This window comes from Saccharibacillus alkalitolerans (assembly GCF_011090185.1).
Classification (GTDB): domain Bacteria; phylum Bacillota; class Bacilli; order Paenibacillales; family Paenibacillaceae; genus Saccharibacillus; species Saccharibacillus alkalitolerans.
Genome location: NZ_JAAFGS010000015.1, coordinates 1 through 16,635 on the forward strand (window position 1 = coordinate 1; position 16,635 = coordinate 16,635).

The window sequence follows — 16,635 nt, forward strand, 5'->3', positions numbered from 1 at the left end:
GTGTTTCTGTGTTTCTTTGATCCTGCGACTTTGCTCTTGCAGCCGATAGCTCCGCGAAGCGGCTTGGGCTCAGGTTTCTAGGTAACATTTTTGTAACCGTTCACTTTTGTATCCTCGGTATAATGGGGAAATGGATTGAATGACCTTGCCAGTCGTTAATTCAGGGAAAAAGTCAAAGTCTGCACAATAAATCGCCGGTTTTTCTAGGGGACTCCAGGTTTGCAAGCAGGGAATTTAGAACCGGGAGAGAAGAACCATATGGAGGTTTCATAAGAACTGCGCAGAACGATGTAAGGGGGAATTGAATATGAAGCGAAAGGTGGCTTCGTTAGCCTTTTGCCTATTCTGCACTTCACTTCTTCTTCTAACGGGATGCACGTCGGAGGAGCCTTCTTCCTGGGCGATCTACAACGGCGCAACGGTCGAAGAAAGTTTTCCCGTGCCTCAAGAAGCAAGTAAAACAGATGTAACAGCCGATAATACAAAGATGAGCTATGTACGTTATTCCGTGCCTGGACTCGATAGTTTGGATCAAATTCCCGACGCTTACCTGGATGCAATTCGAGCGTGGGGATGGACGGAACAAACGGATCAGGAAAATCGGGAAGAACCGAATCCGATCTTGATTTTTTCCAAAGGCAATACGACCGTGCATTTATCGCTTGAAGGCAGTTACTTGACGGTTCTGGTTCCCAAAGAAGACTGAGAACAGCAGGAGACGAATAAAGCAAAACGGAAAGCCGTATAAAGAAAGACAAAAGACCGGTGCGCTCGACGATAAAGTCGAAGACCGGTCTTTCTTTGATTCATGCCGAAGCGGCCGTTATTGTACGTAAAAGGAAATGTCCTGCGGATTGAGCTTGATCATGATATCTTTGCGCTGTCCCCGCATGCTGAAGAGAATCGAAAGGCGCGGAGCCATAAACCACAGATGCCAGAACAGAAGCGCCAGCGTCAGCGGAAGCGGGAGCCAGGCAATCAGGACACCGATAAATACGAATCCGATCCATAGGTTCTGCAGAAGCACCTGCTGAAGAACGGAGTAGCCGGTATGCTGATCGGGCAGGAAGCCGAGCCAGATGCCGGAGAAGCGCAGACGCCATTTCTTGCGATAGATCGAGCCCCGGATCAGCAGAACGGAATGCGAAACCACGAAGTGGATCCACAGAACGAGCAGGAAAGCGAGCGGCATATAAACAAGGACAGGCCAGGAAAACCATAAGGTGCCGACAAGCAGTACCGGGATGGGAAACAACAAATAAAAAAGCAGCAAAAGCCGCGGAATATGAAACTTGCGTATAAGCTGGTACTGATAAATCGTGGCATTCCCGTTCTCGCGCTGTTGCTCCAGCATGTCCGACCTTCCTTCCTGTTGCTGATCAAGCTTTCCCGAATTTGGGAAGCGAGCTTATCTTATCATAACGCATTGCGGCGGCAATCGGAAGATTGAAAATCGTTTTTGCTTTCTGCGGGCGAGTTATAAAATCGGGTTTAGTGCCGGCTCCAAATCAGGTACAATAGATAAGAAAAATGCAGTTTACGGGAGGCGCGGCATGAGCGGATGGGATTCGGATGATGCTCCGCTCTATGCGGAGCTGCTTCGTTACGCCGCACGTAAGGAAGCTTCTTTTCATGTGCCCGGCCATAAGGACGGGCACTTTTATCGGAATAGAGAAGGAACGATGCCGGAAGGCTTCGCGGAAGTGCTGAAGATCGACGCTACCGAAATCGAAGGCACGGACGATTTGCATGATCCGGAGGGGGTCATTCGGGAAGCGCAGGAAAAGGCGGCGGCTTTCTTCGGCGCGGAAGAGACCTTTTTTCTTGTCGGGGGAAGCACGGTCGGCAATCTGGCTTTGATCTTGACGGTATGCACCGAACCGGGAGACCTGCTGATCGTTCAGCGGAATGTTCATAAGTCCGTGCTGAACGGGCTGATGCTGGCTGGAGCACGGGCGGTATTCGCTGTACCGGATCAAGAGGAGGGAAGCGGGCTGGCCGTACTGCCGGGAGAACAGACGCTGGAGGAGGCGCTGGAGCGATATCCGCAGGCGCGCGGCGTGTTATTGACCCGACCGAATTATTACGGAATGGGCAGGAGCATCGCCGAAACGGCGAAACTTTGCCATAAATACGGCGTGCCGCTGCTTGTGGATGAAGCTCACGGCGCCCATTACGGGCTGCATCCCGCCTTTCCGGCTTCCGCGCTGGCGGAAGGCGCCGACGGCGTCGTGCAGTCGACGCACAAGATGCTGGCCGCGATGACGATGGGCGCGATGCTTCACGTTCAGGGCAGCCTGCTTGACCGGAAACTGCTGCGCAAGCGGCTGGCGATGGTGCAGAGCTCCAGCCCGTCTTATCCGATCATGGCTTCGCTGGATTTGGCGCGAAGCGTAACGCAGCACAGGGGAGCCGGAGCCTGGAGCGGCGCGTTGGAGGCCGCGGCGCATATCCGCCGCGAGCTGGAGCGGCTGCCCCGGTTCGGGTACGTCCGGCCGGAGCTGCCGGACCGTGCCTACGCCGAACAGGACCCGCTCAAGATCTCCGTCTATGACAGACGGCGAGTCTTGAGCGGCTACGCGCTGCAGCAGCGGCTGGCGGCCGCGGGCTGCATTGCGGAGATGAGCGACGAGCGCCGCACGGTGCTGGCGCTCGGACCGGGGTCCGGCATGGAGGATGCCGGACGGCTGGTCGCCGCGCTGCGGGAACTGCAGCGCGAGCTCGATGCCGAAGACGGCCGGCCTTCCGCGCATGAGGCCGGCGGAGGCGAATCCGGCGGAGTGCCGGCGGCTTCCGCCCTTAAGGTCGCGCGGATTCCGAATTCAGCTCTCGTTTCCGAGCCGGTTCCGTTTGACCTGCGTCCGGCGGGCGGATCGGAGCCGGTACGGCCGGAAGATGCGTCAGGACGGATCGCGGCGGAGATGATCGTGCCTTATCCGCCGGGCATTCCGCTGATTTACGAGGGAGAGCGGATCACGGCATCCGCAGCAGAGCAGCTGATTCGGCTGCGCGAAGCCGGAGCCCGTTTTCAAGGGGCGGCAGACGGTACGCTGACTACGCTGAGGGTCCGCCTCGCGGAAGCTTAGGGGATGGCCGCACGGTTCGCTTCTCTATTGGCATTGCCGCGCAAAACCAATAAAATGAAATCCCCATAGGGATCTTGGCATAAAAAAGACAGAGGACGGTAACCAAACATGAAGCATTCGGGTAAGTTTATAGTATTGGAAGGCCCGGACGGCAGCGGGAAAACGACGCAGATCGGCCGAATCGAAACTTACCTGCGGGAGCGGGGGGTGGACTTTATCTCCACGAGGGAGCCGGGCGGCGTGCTCGTGGCGGAGAAGATTCGCAGCGTGATTCTGGACGTGGACAACGCCATGAGCGGGCTGACCGAATGCCTGCTGTACGCGGCGGCCCGCCGGGAACATTTGATGCAGAAAGTCCTTCCGGCGTTGGAACAGGGCAAGACGGTCATCTGCGATCGCTACATCATGTCCTCGCTCAGCTACCAGGGGTACGGACGGGAGCTTGGAGAGGCCGTCCTGGATATCAACAAACGGGCCATCAACGTAAACGGCGCCGAATATTGGCCGGATATGAATATCTATCTCGACGTAACGCCGGAGATCGGTCTGCAGCGGATTCATGCCAAACATGCGGGTCGCGAGATTAACCGGCTCGACCTGGAGGCGGAGGAGTTCCACCGCAGAGTCCGCGAAGGTTATTTGCGGCTGATTCGCGAATATGAGGCACAATTTACGACGGTCGACGCTTCGCAAAGCGAAGACAAGGTTTTTGCCGATATAAAAGAAGTGCTTGAATCTCTTCTCTTCCCGAATTGACGCGTCGTTCGTCCGGCACGCGCGGACTGCGCGGAAGAGGCGGAGGGAGGCCGGCGGCTTCGGGAGAAGCGCCGGAGCAAGCAGGATTATCAAGGCATCGCGTCGAATAAGTCTTATACGGCTCTTTCTGTCTTTTTGACAGGCAGCCCAATCGAAAGGGAGGGACCACGGATGAAACTGATTATCGCGATCGTACAGGATAAAGACAGCAACCGCCTGTCGGGCGAGCTGGTCAAATCGAATTTCCGGGCTACGAAGCTGGCAAGTACAGGCGGCTTTCTGCGAGCGGGAAATACGACTTTTCTGATCGGGGTGGACGACAGCCAGGTAGAGGCCGTAATGAGCGTGATTCGCAACAGCTGTAAAGTGCGCGAACAGCTCGTTACGCCGGTTACGCCGATGAGCGGAACGACGGATTCGTATCTGCCGCTGCCGGTCGAAGTGCAGGTCGGCGGCGCGACGGTATTCGTGCTTCCGGTTGACCGTTTCGAACATTTCTGATCCGATGTTCCCGCAAGGGAGCGTCAGGAAGGTACGAGCTGTCCCGCCGGCCGTCGGAAAACGAGGCGATGACGCGTGCGCCGATCCCAAACGATTTCCGCAGAAGAGTTTTTTGGGTGCCGCAGCTGCAGAAGACGATGTGACGTTGAGTTTTCAGGCGATTTCGAACGGACCGAAGCGTTTGCGTACGTACGCAGTCGAAAGCAGCCGTCTGAACGACCATTTCACCGGCGGACAGCCGGCCTGAGGGAGAGCAGGGTCTCCGCAAGGAGACCGCTCGTCCTCACGGATATAAAAGGCAGGGATATCCCATGAAAATCAACCCGGGCTTTCGCCCTTTAAACAATACGCCGATCACGCCGGATACCGGCGCGCGTCCCGTCGAGCAGCGCAGCTTCGCCGACGCGATTCGGCATCAGGAAGCGCAGGCGACGCAGGACGAGCTGGGACGCCGCATGCAGGAGATCAACCGCCAGGGCGATCGCTTGGCGCGTTCGATGACCATACGCGAACTGAAGGCTTACCGGACGATGGTCAAGCGTTTCCTGGAAGATACGGTCCGCCGCGGCGTCGGCATGAAAGACACCAAAGGCTGGGATCGGCTTGGACGGACCAAGCGTTATAAGCTGATCGACGAAATCGACGGCAAGCTGCTGGCGATGGCCGACGATCTGCTGGCCAGCGAAGAAGGCCGTATCGATCTGCTTGAGCAGATCGGCGAAGTTCGAGGCCTGCTGATGAACCTTTTGTTTTAAACGCAGGAGTGTGACACTCGCTCGACAGAAAGCCGGGGGCCTTGCAGGCTCCCGGCTTCCGTTCAGTGGGCGCATAACGAGAAAGGAGCCCGTTCACTATCATGTCTTTACAAACGATCAGCGGTCAGACCAACGCCAAACGCATGTTGGGAAGCAGCCTGCGCAGCGGACGGATCTCGCATGCTTACCTGTTCAGCGGCCCCGGCGGCAGCGCGCGGCGCCGGGCGGCCGACGCTTTTGCCAAGGCGCTGCTGTGCGAACGGGGCGCGGAATTGGGCGATGCCTGCGGAGAATGTCTCAGCTGCCGCAAGGTGGAGCACGGAAATCATCCCGATCTGCAGGCGATCGGCCCCGACGGCGCTTCGATCAAGATCGAGCAGATTCGCGAGCTGCAGAAGATGTTTTCCTATCGTTCGGGCTCGAGCGGCCGAAAAGTATACATTATTGACGAAGCGGACAAGATGACCGTTCAGGCCTCCAACAGCCTGCTGAAGTTTCTCGAGGAGCCGCCGGCTCCGGCCGTCGCGATTCTGTTGGCGGAGAACGGACAGACGCTGCTGCCGACCATCCGTTCGCGGACGCAGCTCGTTCCTTTTACGGCGCTCGGCGCGGAGGATATTCTCGCCGCCCTTGCGGCCGAGGGGCTGGCGACTCCCGCAGCGCGATGCGCCGCCTGCCTGACGCCGGGACCCGAGGAATGCAAAGCGCTTGCAGCAGAGAATTGGTTTGCAGAAATAAGAAATGTAGTGATACAATTAGGGAAGGAGTCGATCGGCCGAAGCGGAGCAAGCCTCGTGACCGCCCAGCAGCAAGTGTTCAAGGCGGGACTCGGCGAGCACCTGGACAGTCTGTTCGATCTTTTCCATTTGTGGTTTAGAGATATGATTTACGTTCAATCCGAACGGCGCGAGCATATCGTTTTTATAGATCAGCTGGAGTTTATCTCCCAAGTGGCAGGTTCCCGCAGCGCGGAATATTGGATATCCTGCATGTCCATGACCGCGGAGAGCAAAAAGAAGCTCAAATCCAACATGAACACCCAGCTTTGTCTTGAGCAGTTTTTGGTAAATTTAGCCCCTTGACCCGGTGCGCCCGCCAGTAAGGCGGTCCGCGCATAAGTTCGGTTTTCACAAAATCGAATACTTAACGCGGTCAAGGAAGGGAAGCCGGGACGTTGGTACAAGGTCCGATAGGCAGTCCGGGACCGAACGTTTTGAATGCGCGCAAGGGAGGTTTAGCTTTGTACAGTGTAGTCGGAGTCCGCTTCAAGAAGGCGGGCAAGGTATATTATTTCGACCCTCTGGAGTTTCCCGTCGAGCAGGAACAATGCGTGATCGTGGAAACGGCAAGGGGAGTCGAATACGGGAAAGTCGTCGTAGGGAAGAAGCAGGTGCAGGAGAGCGACGTCGTTCTTCCGCTCAAGCGGGTGATCCGCATCGCGGGAGATTCGGATGCGCGCGTGGTGGAAGAGAACAAGGAAGCCGCACGCAAAGCTTTCGCCATCTGTCTAAATAAAATCAAGGATCACGGATTGAAAATGAAGCTGGTGGACGTGGAGTATACGTTCGACCGCAACAAAGTCATTTTCTACTTTACGGCCGAAGGCCGGGTCGATTTCCGCGAACTCGTCAAAGATCTCGCCAGCATTTTCCGGACACGGATCGAGCTGCGGCAGATCGGGGTCCGCGACGAAGCGAAAATGCTCGGAGGCATCGGGCCGTGCGGTCGGGTGCTGTGCTGCTCGTCGTGGCTGGGCGATTTCGAGCCGGTGTCGATCAAGATGGCGAAGGATCAGAATCTTTCGCTGAATCCGACCAAGATTTCCGGGCTCTGCGGAAGGCTGATGTGCTGCCTGAAGTTCGAGCACGACAATTACGAGAGCAGCAAGGAAGAACTGCCTGCCGTCGGCAAGCTGGTCGTCACTTCGCTCGGAGAAGGCAAGGTTGTAGGTCTCAATGTCGGGAAGCGTATGGTACAGGTGCAGTTGTTCGAGGTCAGCAAGGTGAAGGAATTATCCATGGACGACATCGTCGTTAAGTAAGTCAATCGGAACCGCTCTGGGGTGGAGTTTACTTGGAGAAGAAAAATGTTTTCGCACAGATACACGAGATGGAAACGCAAGTGGAAAGCTTCAAAAATGAACTCGGCACGATGAAGCAGGCGGTCAAAGAGCTGATGGAAGATAACCAGCGGCTGCTTACCGAAAACGAACGTCTGCGGAAAATTTTGAAAAGGGAAGCCCAGGGAGAAACGCTCTCCGGAAACCCTCCCGCACCGTACAACGTCCTCAGCGAGCCGAAAAAGAAGAACGAGGAAGTCAGCGACACGGTCGGCGAAGGTTACGACAACCTGGCCCGTTTGTATCACGAAGGATTCCATATCTGCAACGTGTACTACGGCCATCTGCGCACGGAAGGCGACTGCTTGTTCTGCCTGTCTTTTTTGAATAAATGATCCGGAATCAGCCTGAAAGCCGCGGCGTTTTTTGCCTGCGGCTTTTTTTTGAAAGAGGAGCGTTCAATATGGAAAAATCAAATCAGATCCCGCTGCGGGAAGGAGAGCGGATCGACGACCTGCTCACACAAAATCTGCATATCATTCAGAGCCGGGAAGTATTCAGCTTTTCGATGGATGCGGTGCTTTTGGGACGGTTCGCTTCCGTTCCCGCCAGAGGGAGGGTGCTGGATTTATGTACGGGCAACGGAGTCATTCCGCTGCTGCTGTCGACCCGAACCAAAGCCGACATCGAAGGAGTAGAGATTCAGGAGCGCCTGGCGGACATGGCGGAGCGCAGCGTGGCGATGAACGGACTGCAGGAGCGGATTCGCATTCATCAGGCCGATCTCAAAAGCTTTCATGAAACGGCGGGACACGGCATGTACGACGCGGTTACGGTCAACCCGCCTTATACGCAGCTGACCGGCAGCGAGATCAAGGCCAACCGTCATGAAGCGATCGCCCGTCACGAGATTCACTGCACGTTGGAAGACGTGGTGCAGGCCGGCGCGAGACTGGTCAAACAGGGCGGCAAAGTATCGATGGTACACCGGCCTCACCGTCTGGCGGACATTTTGACGCTGATGCGCCAATACCGGATCGAACCTAAGCGAGTCCGGTTCGTTCATCCGCGCGCCGGCATGGAAGCGAACATGGTACTGGTCGAAGGTCTGCGCGACGGCAAGCCGGAAATGCGCATTCTGCCTCCGCTGATCGTATATAACGAGCAGGGCGAATATTGCGACGAGATCATGACCATCTATTACGGAAAACCGGGCGAGGAGGCCTAACATGCAGGTCCAAAAAAGCTTTGAGCCTAAATCCAACGGAGCCGGCACGCTGTATCTGGTCGCAACGCCGATCGGCAACCTGGAAGATATGACTTACCGGGCCGTGCGTACGCTGCGCGAGTGCGAGTTGATTGCGGCGGAAGATACGCGGCAGACGCGCAAGCTGCTGACCCATTTCGAGATCGTGCCGCAGAAACTGTTCAGCTACCACGAGCACAACAAGGCGGCCAGCGGCCCCGAATTGATACGCTATATAATAGAAGGAAAAAATCTGGCGCTGGTCAGCGATGCCGGTCTGCCCGCCGTTTCCGACCCCGGCTCTGACCTGGTGCGGCTGGCTGTCGAGGCGGGAATCGCCGTCGTCCCGGTGCCGGGCGCCAATGCCGCCTTATCTGCGCTGATCGTATCCGGCCTGCCGACGGAAAGGTTCACCTTTGCCGGTTTTTTGCCGCGGGAAAACAAAGATCGTCGAGCCGCCCTGGAATCGCTGGGGCAGTTGGAAGGCACGCTGCTGTTCTACGAATCGCCGCACCGAATCGTCAAGACGCTGGAAGCGATGAAGGAAGCATGGGGGCCGAGACGCGCGGCGCTGGCGCGGGAGCTGACCAAGCGGCACGAAGAGATCGCGCGGGGAACGCTGGACGAACTGCTTGAACTGCTGAATCAGCATCCGCCGATCGGCGAATACTGCATTGCGGTCGAGGGCGAGAGCGCGGAAGAAGCCAAAGAGCGCAAAGATGCGTGGTGGCAGGAACTGGAACTGGAAGAACATGTGGCTCATTATGAGCAAGAAGAAGGATTATCCCGGAAAGACGCGATGAAGAGAGCGGCTGCGGACCGGGGATTGTCCAAGCGCGACATTTATAATGCCTTATTGGATTAAAAAAATTCCGAAAAAAGATAAAATAAAAAAAAGAACCCCTGAACGCCGTCTCCGGACGTTCAAGGGTGCAAGGAGATATAAAAAAGGTTAGAATTAACATCGTTAAGATTGCTTGATCCCCGATCGGATCGTTTTTTCTCTGGTCTTTTTCATTATAACCGATCAGGCTTATTTTGCAAAAGCAAATTGCTTGATTTTAACATCGGTGCTTCGCCGCTTCTTGCAGCATGGCATCTCGGATAACCGTCTTTACTTCGCTACGGGAGCCGGAATTTCCGAAACGCAATCGTAGCAGACGATTTTGCCTTTGAAATAAGTAACATTATCCGCATTGCCGCAGAAAATGCAAGCAGGCTCGTATTTTTTCAGCATAATGCGCTCGCCGTCGACGTAGATTTCCAGCGCGTCCTTCTCGCCGATGCCCAGCGTGCGGCGCAGTTCGATCGGGATGACGACACGTCCCAATTCATCCACTTTTCTTACAATGCCAGTCGATTTCATCATAATATTTTGCCTCCCGGAAGTGAGAATTTAAAAGGTTAGTGGTGTCTACGTCAGCTGAAGATCGGCTTAAGTGTCCATCCAGTGTCATTTTTCGACATTGTTCTAGCTTTTATGCTCCTCATAATAACAATGTTTCCCAGAACAGTCAACCCAGAAAAAATGAAAATCTCCTTAAAATTTGATAAAAAATGAAATAAAACTGAATTTTGGATGAAGAAACGATTGGAATCCGAAAAAGAGCCAAGAACGACGATATGACATAATTGGAAAGCCCTCGTTAACCGCAACGACAAAAAACGACATAGGCTCAATCATCCATCATTTTATTTAAGGGAGTGAAAACCTTGCCGAATTATATCAAGCCGCTGCGCGAAGAGAAAGTATTCAAAGATCCCGTACACAATTATGTGCATGTGCAGGACCGCACCATATGGTCGCTGATCAACACGGCGGAATTTCAGCGGCTGCGCAGAATCAGGCAGCTGGGGACGACCTATCTGACCTTCCACGGAGCGGAGCACAGCCGGTTTTCCCACTCGCTCGGGGTATACGAGATTACCCGGCGAATCATTTCCCAATTCGAACGCGGCCACTATCCCGACTGGCCGGTCGAAGAAAATATGGTCGCCATGTGTGCCGCCCTGCTGCATGACCTGGGACATGGTCCGTTCTCCCACTCGATCGAAGAAGCGTTCCATATGCACCACGAGGACTGGACCTGCAAGATCATTCTGGGCGATACGGACGTTAACCGGGTGCTGAGCGAAGTATCGGCGGACCTGCCGGAGCGGGTCGCTTCGGTCATCCGCAAGGACTACGAAAAAGAAATCGTGGTCAATCTCATCACAAGCCCGCTCGATGCGGACCGAATGGACTATCTGCTTCGCGATGCCTATTTTACCGGCGTCAATTACGGAACGATCGACATCGACCGGATTTTGCGGATGCTGCGCCCTTATAATGGAAGAATCGTGGTGAAGGAGTCGGGCATGCACGCCGTCGAGGATTACTTGATGTCCCGCTACCAGATGTACTGGCAGGTCTATTTCCATCCCGTAACGCGCAGCTCCGAAATTATTCTGCGGCAAATTTTCCGCCGGGCGGGCGAGCTTTATCGGGAAGGATACTCTTTTGCGTTTCTGCCGCAGCCGCTGCCGGGATTGTTCCGAAACAATCTGACCGTCAAAGAATATCTGAAACTCGATGAATCGTTGATCCAAACGACGTTTATGCAGTGGAGCGACGAAAAAGATCCTATTCTTAGCGAGCTTTGCTGCCGATTCCTGCATCGCAGGTTGTATAAATATGTAGAGGTCGAGTCCATCGATATGGAAACGATCGATGAGATTCGCAGCAGCTTCGCGAAAGTCGGACTGCATCCGGAATACGACTTCGAAATCGACTTTCCGACCGATCTTCCGTATGATGTGTTCCGGCCTGACGACTCCAAAAGGGGCAGTCAAATCTTGCTTCTTGGAAAACAGGATAAATTGAGAGAAATTTCCGAAGTTTCCGATATCATAAGGTCGATCAGCGGACTGCATCGCGGAAAGTATCATCTCTATTACCCTCACCACAAACTTGCGGACGTGATCTCGGAACTGCCGCCGGAAATTGCGTCGATTTTCCCGATTTCGGCCGATTAAAGCCTTTAAATGCCGATTTCTTCTTGAAAAAAGAACCTGTTTCCCGATTTCGCCTTATTGAAAAACAGTCAGAAAAGTCGTGAAAGAAAGCAGTCGGCGAAAAATCCGGCTGTCCATTTTTATGAATTGGAGATGGTGAATCATGTTATTCGATACTCATACTCATATGGATGCGCCGGAATTCGAAGAAGACCGGGACGAGGCGATCGCCCGAGCGGTGGAAGCCGGAGTAAGCCGTATGGTCAATATCGGGTTCAACCGGGAGACCATTCCGACGACGCTGGCGCTGGCCGAAAAATATCCGTTTGTCTATGCCGCCATCGGCTGGCACCCGGTGGATGCAATCGATATGCAGGAAGGCGACCTGGAATGGATCGAATCGTTGTGCAGCCACGAAAAAGTGGTCGCGATAGGAGAAATCGGCCTCGATTACCACTGGGACAAGTCGCCGAAAGAGATACAGCACCGGGTACTGCGTGAACAGATCGCGCTGGCCAAGCGGGTCAAGCTGCCGATCGTCATTCATAACCGCGAAGCGCACGAGGATACGATCCGGATCCTGAAAGAAGAAAACGCGTCCGAGGTCGGCGGCATCATGCATGCGTTCTCGGGAAGCTGGGAAACGGCCAAAATCTGTCTCGATATGGGCTTCCATTTGTCATTCGGGGGTCCGGTTACGTTCAAGAACGCCAAGCAGCCGAAAGAGGTGCTCGAAAAGACGCCGATGGACCGCCTGCTGATCGAGACGGATTCCCCTTATTTGACACCTCACCCATATCGAGGCAAGAGAAACGAGACCGCTTATGTACGCTTGGTTGCCGAGGCCGCCGCGCTGTTAAAAGGCGTTTCTCTGGAAGAAATTGCCGAACAGACAACGAAAAATGCCAACAATCTTTTTGGTATCGTTTAAAAACGGGAGTAAAACCGGCAAAAAAGAGAGTATTTACGAGATATTAATCTCTTTGTTACAAAAAAGAGTAGAAGATTACAAAGTTTTAACCTTTTACACGGATAAACGTGAAAACGGGCGGCTTTACAAACTCCTCTGAAAAAAGCTATTATCTTGTCAGTGATTAATCGGCCGTATGTTCGGTTAATCCGATAAATTCATGTACCGTCTCGCTGAATCTTCGTCATACATAAACGGAGAACGGGGGAACCCGAAGCGGCATGCCCGATCGAATAACCGGCCCAATCGCCGGAAGAAGCTGCCGTGGTCGATTCCTTTTTCAACTGGGTCTACGGGGTGAATTGGAGGTCTTCTCGCCATGAGCGGAAGAACCGACATAGGACGACTCTCTTCGTCCGAACCCGACAGCTAACCTCGTAAGCGTAAAATAAGAGAGAGGCAGCCACGCGCCTTATGTTTTCCTCAGATCGTCAACTTGTCGATTGTATACAGAGGGAAGCCGCGGAAAAGTCCTCTTAAGTTTGCTTAAGTCGATTTTTCCCAGGCTTCTTTTGTTTTAGGCGCATAAGCCGGGGGAACAGCGTACATAAGTGTGGATCATGGGCTGAGCTATTAGAACGGGAATGACGTAGAAGCGGCGCTACCGGCCTGCCGGGCAAACACGAACGTTGTGCCGCGCGCTTCTACGAAAAAATAGCAAGTAGTCGCGTCAATTTTTTCATGTACGTACTTGACGGCGGGGCTATGGAGGAGGACGGAAGAGTGGGCATTTTCACTAAAGAAGACACCCATGGTTCACGATCATCCAGCATGACTTACGCTTTGCGTTGGAAGCGCCAGAACGGGCTCCAAATTTTGGGTGTCGCATTGTTCGTCGTCGCACTGGTGACGATGGTGCTGCTCGGACTGTATGCGCAGGCCGAAAAGCAGATCGTGCTGGTCGTCGACGGAAAAGAACAGACGTTGAGCACGCATAAGGGGAGTCTCCAGGAACTTCTGGACGAACACTCGCTCAGCGTCAAACCGCAGGACGATGTATCGATGTCGCTCGGCGCTTCGATTCAGGACGGCGACCGGATCGCCATTACGACGGCACTGCCGGTAACCCTGACGATCGACGGGAAGAGCGAGCAGCGGTACACGACCGCGAGAACGGTGGCCGCCGCGCTCGAAGGCTGGAACGTAAAGCTCGGCCAGTTCGACAAGATTTCGGTGCCGGTCAGCTCGGCAGTCGAAAAAAGCGCGACCGTGGCCATCACGAAAGCCGTCCCGGTATCGCTGTCCGTCAACGGGACAAGCAAGCAGATGTATACGGCCGAAAAGACGGTAGCCGCCGCGCTCGAAGGTTGGAACGTCGATTTCAGCGCCCACGACAAAATTTCGGTGCCGCTGAGTTCGGCAGTCGAAGCGGAAGGCAAGATCGCGATCACGACCGCCATTCCGGTCACGCTGAAAGTGGGCGAGGACGCGAGCACGACGTACACGACCGCGAGAACGGTAGAATCCGTTCTGGCCGACAAAGGCATCGAACTCGGAGAGCATGACAAAGTCTATCCGGGAACGACGACTCCGCTGACGGAAAACATGGACGTTGCCGTATACCGGATCAACAAGTTTACCGCCGAGCAGGAGATCAAGGTGCCTTACGAAACCGTCAAAAAAGAAGACTCGTCGCTGCTTAAAGGCAAGACCAAAACGATTCAGGCCGGCGTCGAAGGCGTCACGGTCCAAACGATCGAAAAGGTCTACCAGAACGGAGAGTTCGTGACGAAGTACGTAGTCGATAAAAAAGTCAAAACCGAAAAGCGGGACGAGATCATCGCCGTCGGCACGAAAGAGCCGGTCGTCGAGAAGACGTTTGCGCCGGCAGCCGCCGCCAAGACGACTTCTTCCGGTTCGTCCAGCAGCAAGGGATTCGAATATAAGACTGTGTTGACCGGCGTATCCGCAACCGCCTATTCCTCGCAGCAGCCGGGAATCGGAACGCGCACCGCGACGGGCACGACCGTGACCGAAGGCCGTACCATCGCCGTCGATCCGAACGTGATTCCGCTCGGATGGTGGGTGTACATCGAAGGTTACGGCTACCGCAAAGCGGAAGACACGGGCAGCGCCATCAAAGGCAAGAAGATCGATATGTATTATGACAGCCTCGGAGCCGCGCTGAACTTCGGCCGCAAATCCGGTCTGACCATTTACGTAATCGGTCCGAACAGACCGTAAACTAACCCGTTTCTTTCAAAGCGCTTGGCATGCCTTTACCGGTATGCCAAGCCTTTTCATCGAAGCGGACGTTTACGCTGACGGCCGCAAGATGGTATACTCAACCGTATAGGAACGAACGAAGCCAAAGAAGAGGAGGTTCTCCTCTTCTTTTTGTTATGAGAGGGAGAACAACCATGATCAAAGAAGTCATTGTCGTGGAAGGACGCGACGATACGGTAGCCGTCAAGCGCGCGGTGGAGGCGGATACGATCGAGACCGGCGGATCGGCGATCGGACCGGCCGTCATTCGCCGCATCAAGCTGGCGATGGAACGCCGGGGCGTCATCATTTTGACCGATCCCGATTTTGCGGGCGAGCGCATCCGGAAGATCGTGGCGCAGAAGGTACCGGGCTGCAAGCATGCTTTTATTCCGGAAGCCGACGCGACCCGCAAAGGGGACATCGGCGTGGAGAACGCGTCTCCCGAGGCGATCCGGCGCGCGCTGGAACGGGTGCATACGGAAGTCCAGGGCAAGGAGAGCATGCTCGACTGGCAGGATCTGATCGAGGCGGGACTGATCGTGCACAAGAACGCGGCCGCGCGCCGCATGGCGATGGGCAACCTGCTTGGCATCGGGTACTGCAACGGCAAGCAGTTCCACAATCGCCTGCGCATGTTCCAGATTTCTCCGCAGGAATTCGCCGACGCGCTTGCCCAAATCGAAGAAGAAGGATCGTGAACCCATGAACGAAAGAGAAGGCATCGCTTCGCCGAAGCGAACCAAGGAAATCATCGACAAGCACCGTTTCTCATTCAAAAAAAGCCTCGGTCAGAACTTTCTGATCGATCAAAATATTCTGGGCAAAATCGTGGACGCCGCCGGTCTGGATCCCTCCAAGGGAGCGCTGGAAATCGGTCCCGGCATCGGCGCGCTGACGGAGAAGCTGGCGCTGAACGCCGGCGAAGTGGCCGCCATCGAGATCGACCGCCGTCTCATTCCGATTCTGAAGGATGTTCTGGGCCCGTACGGCAACGTCACGGTGCGTGAAGCCGACGTGCTCAAAGTCGACTTGAAGGCGCTGTTCGACGAAGTATTCGTCCGCAGCGAAAAGGTCAGCGTCGTCGCCAACCTGCCGTACTACGTAACGACGCCTATTTTGATGAAGCTGCTGGAAGAAAAGCTTCCGCTGGAGAACATCGTCGTAATGATCCAGAAGGAGGTCGCCGAGCGGATGTCCGCTTCCCCGGGCGGAAAGGAATACGGCAGCCTCAGCATCGCCGTGCAATATTACAGCGAAACGGAACTGGTCTGCATCGTGCCGCGCACGGTGTTCATTCCGCAGCCGAACGTCGAGTCCGCGGTCATTCGCCTGAAAGTGCGCGAGAAGCCTCCGGTCGAAGTGGCGGACGAGGAGCATTTCTTCACGCTCGTGCAGGCGTCGTTCACGCAGCGGCGCAAGACGATCGCCAACAACCTGCGCGCGCGCTACTTTTCGCAGGAGGGACGCGAGCGGATGGAAGGGCTGCTGCAGGAAGCGGGAATCGAACCTTCGCGCCGCGCCGAGACGCTGTCGATGGAAGAATATGCGCGGCTGAGCGGCATTTTTCTCAGGGAAGGCATTCGGTAAAACGTCAGTAATTTACCAGAAAAAACCTCGTTGACAAGATACAAAGGGTATTGATATAATTATCGATTAAACTTGACATGAACCTCTCAAAATGTTACAATTAAGTGCATGAGAGAGGTGGTTGAGAAGAATGGCAAATCAAACGCTATCGGATATCAAACGCAGTCTCGACGCTCACGTAGGACACCGCATCATGCTTCGGGCCAACGGAGGCCGACGCAAGACGGTTGAGCAGACCGGAGTCCTCGAAGGAACTTACCCGGCGGTATTTACCGTCATGCTTGAAGAAGAGGCCGAGCACGCTTCGGGCCGCGTATCTTACAGTTATGCCGATGTTTTGACAGAGACGGTTGAGCTTTCGCTCGTGGAAGAAGATTCGGAGACTCCGATCGCTTACGCGGGCGCCTGATTGACACGTTTTTCTAGAAGGCGGTTTTCGCTTATGCGAAGGCCGCCTTTGTTCGTTCAATAAA

General features: G+C 54.9%; 18 protein-coding genes and 1 riboswitch. Of the genes, 16 read left to right on the forward strand and 2 right to left on the reverse strand.

Annotation, left to right across the window (positions count from 1 at the left end; all coding sequences use genetic code 11):
* Positions 1-307: 307 nt before the first annotated feature.
* The gene (locus GYN08_RS22755) at positions 308-706 is read left to right on the forward strand and encodes a hypothetical protein (protein WP_166279774.1); all 399 of its coding nucleotides are present in this window, start codon (positions 308-310) and stop codon (positions 704-706) included.
* A 117-nt stretch (positions 707-823) separates the two neighbouring features.
* On the opposite strand, the gene GYN08_RS22760 is transcribed toward GYN08_RS22755, so the two are convergent.
* Entirely contained in the window at positions 824-1,354 is a 531-nt protein-coding gene (locus GYN08_RS22760; protein WP_166279777.1) for a hypothetical protein, read from the reverse strand.
* 199 nt (positions 1,355-1,553) lie between these two features.
* Between GYN08_RS22760 and GYN08_RS22765 the strand changes: the two genes are divergently transcribed.
* From GYN08_RS22765 to rsmI, 9 genes are all read left to right on the forward strand, one after another.
* Complete coding sequence (locus tag GYN08_RS22765; RefSeq protein ID WP_166279780.1) at positions 1,554-3,086, forward strand: aminotransferase class I/II-fold pyridoxal phosphate-dependent enzyme; 1,533 nt, start codon at positions 1,554-1,556, stop codon at positions 3,084-3,086.
* Between the two features lie 108 nt (positions 3,087-3,194).
* On the forward strand, positions 3,195-3,842 hold the full coding sequence (gene tmk / locus GYN08_RS22770; RefSeq protein ID WP_166279783.1) for a dTMP kinase: 648 nt from the start codon (positions 3,195-3,197) through the stop codon (positions 3,840-3,842).
* A gap of 171 nt (positions 3,843-4,013) precedes the next feature.
* Entirely contained in the window at positions 4,014-4,343 is a 330-nt protein-coding gene (locus GYN08_RS22775; RefSeq protein ID WP_037286068.1) for a cyclic-di-AMP receptor, read from the forward strand.
* A gap of 311 nt (positions 4,344-4,654) precedes the next feature.
* Positions 4,655-5,098: a YaaR family protein gene (locus GYN08_RS22780; RefSeq protein ID WP_166279786.1), complete on the forward strand. Its 444-nt coding sequence runs from the start codon at positions 4,655-4,657 to the stop codon at positions 5,096-5,098.
* A gap of 101 nt (positions 5,099-5,199) precedes the next feature.
* Complete coding sequence (gene holB / locus GYN08_RS22785) at positions 5,200-6,180, forward strand: DNA polymerase III subunit delta' (protein WP_166279789.1); 981 nt, start codon at positions 5,200-5,202, stop codon at positions 6,178-6,180.
* Between the two features lie 158 nt (positions 6,181-6,338).
* Entirely contained in the window at positions 6,339-7,139 is an 801-nt protein-coding gene (locus GYN08_RS22790; RefSeq protein ID WP_166279792.1) for a PSP1 domain-containing protein, read from the forward strand.
* 32 nt (positions 7,140-7,171) lie between these two features.
* Positions 7,172-7,552 carry an initiation-control protein YabA gene (locus GYN08_RS22795; RefSeq protein WP_166279795.1) on the forward strand — a complete coding sequence of 127 codons (381 nt, stop codon included), beginning with the start codon at positions 7,172-7,174 and terminating at the stop codon, positions 7,550-7,552.
* A gap of 68 nt (positions 7,553-7,620) precedes the next feature.
* Positions 7,621-8,385, forward strand: a complete 765-nt coding sequence (locus tag GYN08_RS22800; RefSeq protein ID WP_166279798.1) for a tRNA1(Val) (adenine(37)-N6)-methyltransferase — start codon at positions 7,621-7,623, stop codon at positions 8,383-8,385.
* Position 8,386: 1 nt separating this feature from the next.
* Positions 8,387-9,268, forward strand: a complete 882-nt coding sequence (rsmI, locus tag GYN08_RS22805; RefSeq protein ID WP_166279801.1) for a 16S rRNA (cytidine(1402)-2'-O)-methyltransferase — start codon at positions 8,387-8,389, stop codon at positions 9,266-9,268.
* Positions 9,269-9,517: 249 nt separating this feature from the next.
* On the opposite strand, the gene GYN08_RS22810 is transcribed toward rsmI, so the two are convergent.
* On the reverse strand, positions 9,518-9,772 hold the full coding sequence (locus GYN08_RS22810) for an AbrB/MazE/SpoVT family DNA-binding domain-containing protein (protein WP_018978467.1): 255 nt from the start codon (positions 9,770-9,772) through the stop codon (positions 9,518-9,520).
* A gap of 344 nt (positions 9,773-10,116) precedes the next feature.
* Between GYN08_RS22810 and GYN08_RS22815 the strand changes: the two genes are divergently transcribed.
* The 6 genes from GYN08_RS22815 (at position 10,117) to GYN08_RS22840 (ending at position 16,571) form a co-directional block, all read left to right on the forward strand.
* A complete protein-coding gene (locus tag GYN08_RS22815; RefSeq protein ID WP_206023898.1) occupies positions 10,117-11,418 on the forward strand; it encodes an HD domain-containing protein in 1,302 nt (433 codons plus the stop codon).
* Positions 11,419-11,560: 142 nt separating this feature from the next.
* Positions 11,561-12,328 carry a TatD family hydrolase gene (locus GYN08_RS22820; RefSeq protein WP_166279804.1) on the forward strand — a complete coding sequence of 256 codons (768 nt, stop codon included), beginning with the start codon at positions 11,561-11,563 and terminating at the stop codon, positions 12,326-12,328.
* 200 nt (positions 12,329-12,528) lie between these two features.
* Positions 12,529-12,766: riboswitch (cyclic di-AMP (ydaO/yuaA leader) on the forward strand.
* Between the two features lie 324 nt (positions 12,767-13,090).
* Positions 13,091-14,551, forward strand: coding sequence for a ubiquitin-like domain-containing protein (locus GYN08_RS22825; protein ID WP_166279807.1), 1,461 nt, complete (start codon positions 13,091-13,093; stop codon positions 14,549-14,551).
* A 176-nt stretch (positions 14,552-14,727) separates the two neighbouring features.
* Positions 14,728-15,273, forward strand: a complete 546-nt coding sequence (gene rnmV / locus GYN08_RS22830; RefSeq protein WP_166279810.1) for a ribonuclease M5 — start codon at positions 14,728-14,730, stop codon at positions 15,271-15,273.
* A gap of 4 nt (positions 15,274-15,277) precedes the next feature.
* Positions 15,278-16,162 (forward strand): 16S rRNA (adenine(1518)-N(6)/adenine(1519)-N(6))-dimethyltransferase RsmA, encoded by an 885-nt coding sequence (gene rsmA, locus GYN08_RS22835; RefSeq protein ID WP_166279813.1) that lies wholly within the window; start codon positions 15,278-15,280, stop codon positions 16,160-16,162.
* 130 nt (positions 16,163-16,292) lie between these two features.
* Entirely contained in the window at positions 16,293-16,571 is a 279-nt protein-coding gene (locus tag GYN08_RS22840; protein ID WP_166279816.1) for a Veg family protein, read from the forward strand.
* The last annotated feature ends 64 nt before the right edge of the window (positions 16,572-16,635 follow it).

Excerpts from the sequence above, each read along its gene's own strand:
- GYN08_RS22755 (WP_166279774.1), top strand. The coding sequence starts at position 308 with ATGAAGCGAAAGGTGGCTTCGTTAGCCTTTTGCCTATTCTGCACTTCA.
- GYN08_RS22760 (WP_166279777.1), bottom strand. The coding sequence starts at position 1,354 with ATGCTGGAGCAACAGCGCGAGAACGGGAATGCCACGATTTATCAGTAC.
- GYN08_RS22765 (WP_166279780.1), top strand. The coding sequence starts at position 1,554 with ATGAGCGGATGGGATTCGGATGATGCTCCGCTCTATGCGGAGCTGCTT.
- tmk (WP_166279783.1), top strand. The coding sequence starts at position 3,195 with ATGAAGCATTCGGGTAAGTTTATAGTATTGGAAGGCCCGGACGGCAGC.
- GYN08_RS22775 (WP_037286068.1), top strand. The coding sequence starts at position 4,014 with ATGAAACTGATTATCGCGATCGTACAGGATAAAGACAGCAACCGCCTG.
- GYN08_RS22780 (WP_166279786.1), top strand. The coding sequence starts at position 4,655 with ATGAAAATCAACCCGGGCTTTCGCCCTTTAAACAATACGCCGATCACG.
- holB (WP_166279789.1), top strand. The coding sequence starts at position 5,200 with ATGTCTTTACAAACGATCAGCGGTCAGACCAACGCCAAACGCATGTTG.
- GYN08_RS22800 (WP_166279798.1), top strand. The coding sequence starts at position 7,621 with ATGGAAAAATCAAATCAGATCCCGCTGCGGGAAGGAGAGCGGATCGAC.
- rsmI (WP_166279801.1), top strand. The coding sequence starts at position 8,387 with ATGCAGGTCCAAAAAAGCTTTGAGCCTAAATCCAACGGAGCCGGCACG.
- GYN08_RS22810 (WP_018978467.1), bottom strand. The coding sequence starts at position 9,772 with ATGATGAAATCGACTGGCATTGTAAGAAAAGTGGATGAATTGGGACGT.
- GYN08_RS22820 (WP_166279804.1), top strand. The coding sequence starts at position 11,561 with ATGTTATTCGATACTCATACTCATATGGATGCGCCGGAATTCGAAGAA.
- rnmV (WP_166279810.1), top strand. The coding sequence starts at position 14,728 with ATGATCAAAGAAGTCATTGTCGTGGAAGGACGCGACGATACGGTAGCC.
- rsmA (WP_166279813.1), top strand. The coding sequence starts at position 15,278 with ATGAACGAAAGAGAAGGCATCGCTTCGCCGAAGCGAACCAAGGAAATC.
- GYN08_RS22840 (WP_166279816.1), top strand. The coding sequence starts at position 16,293 with ATGGCAAATCAAACGCTATCGGATATCAAACGCAGTCTCGACGCTCAC.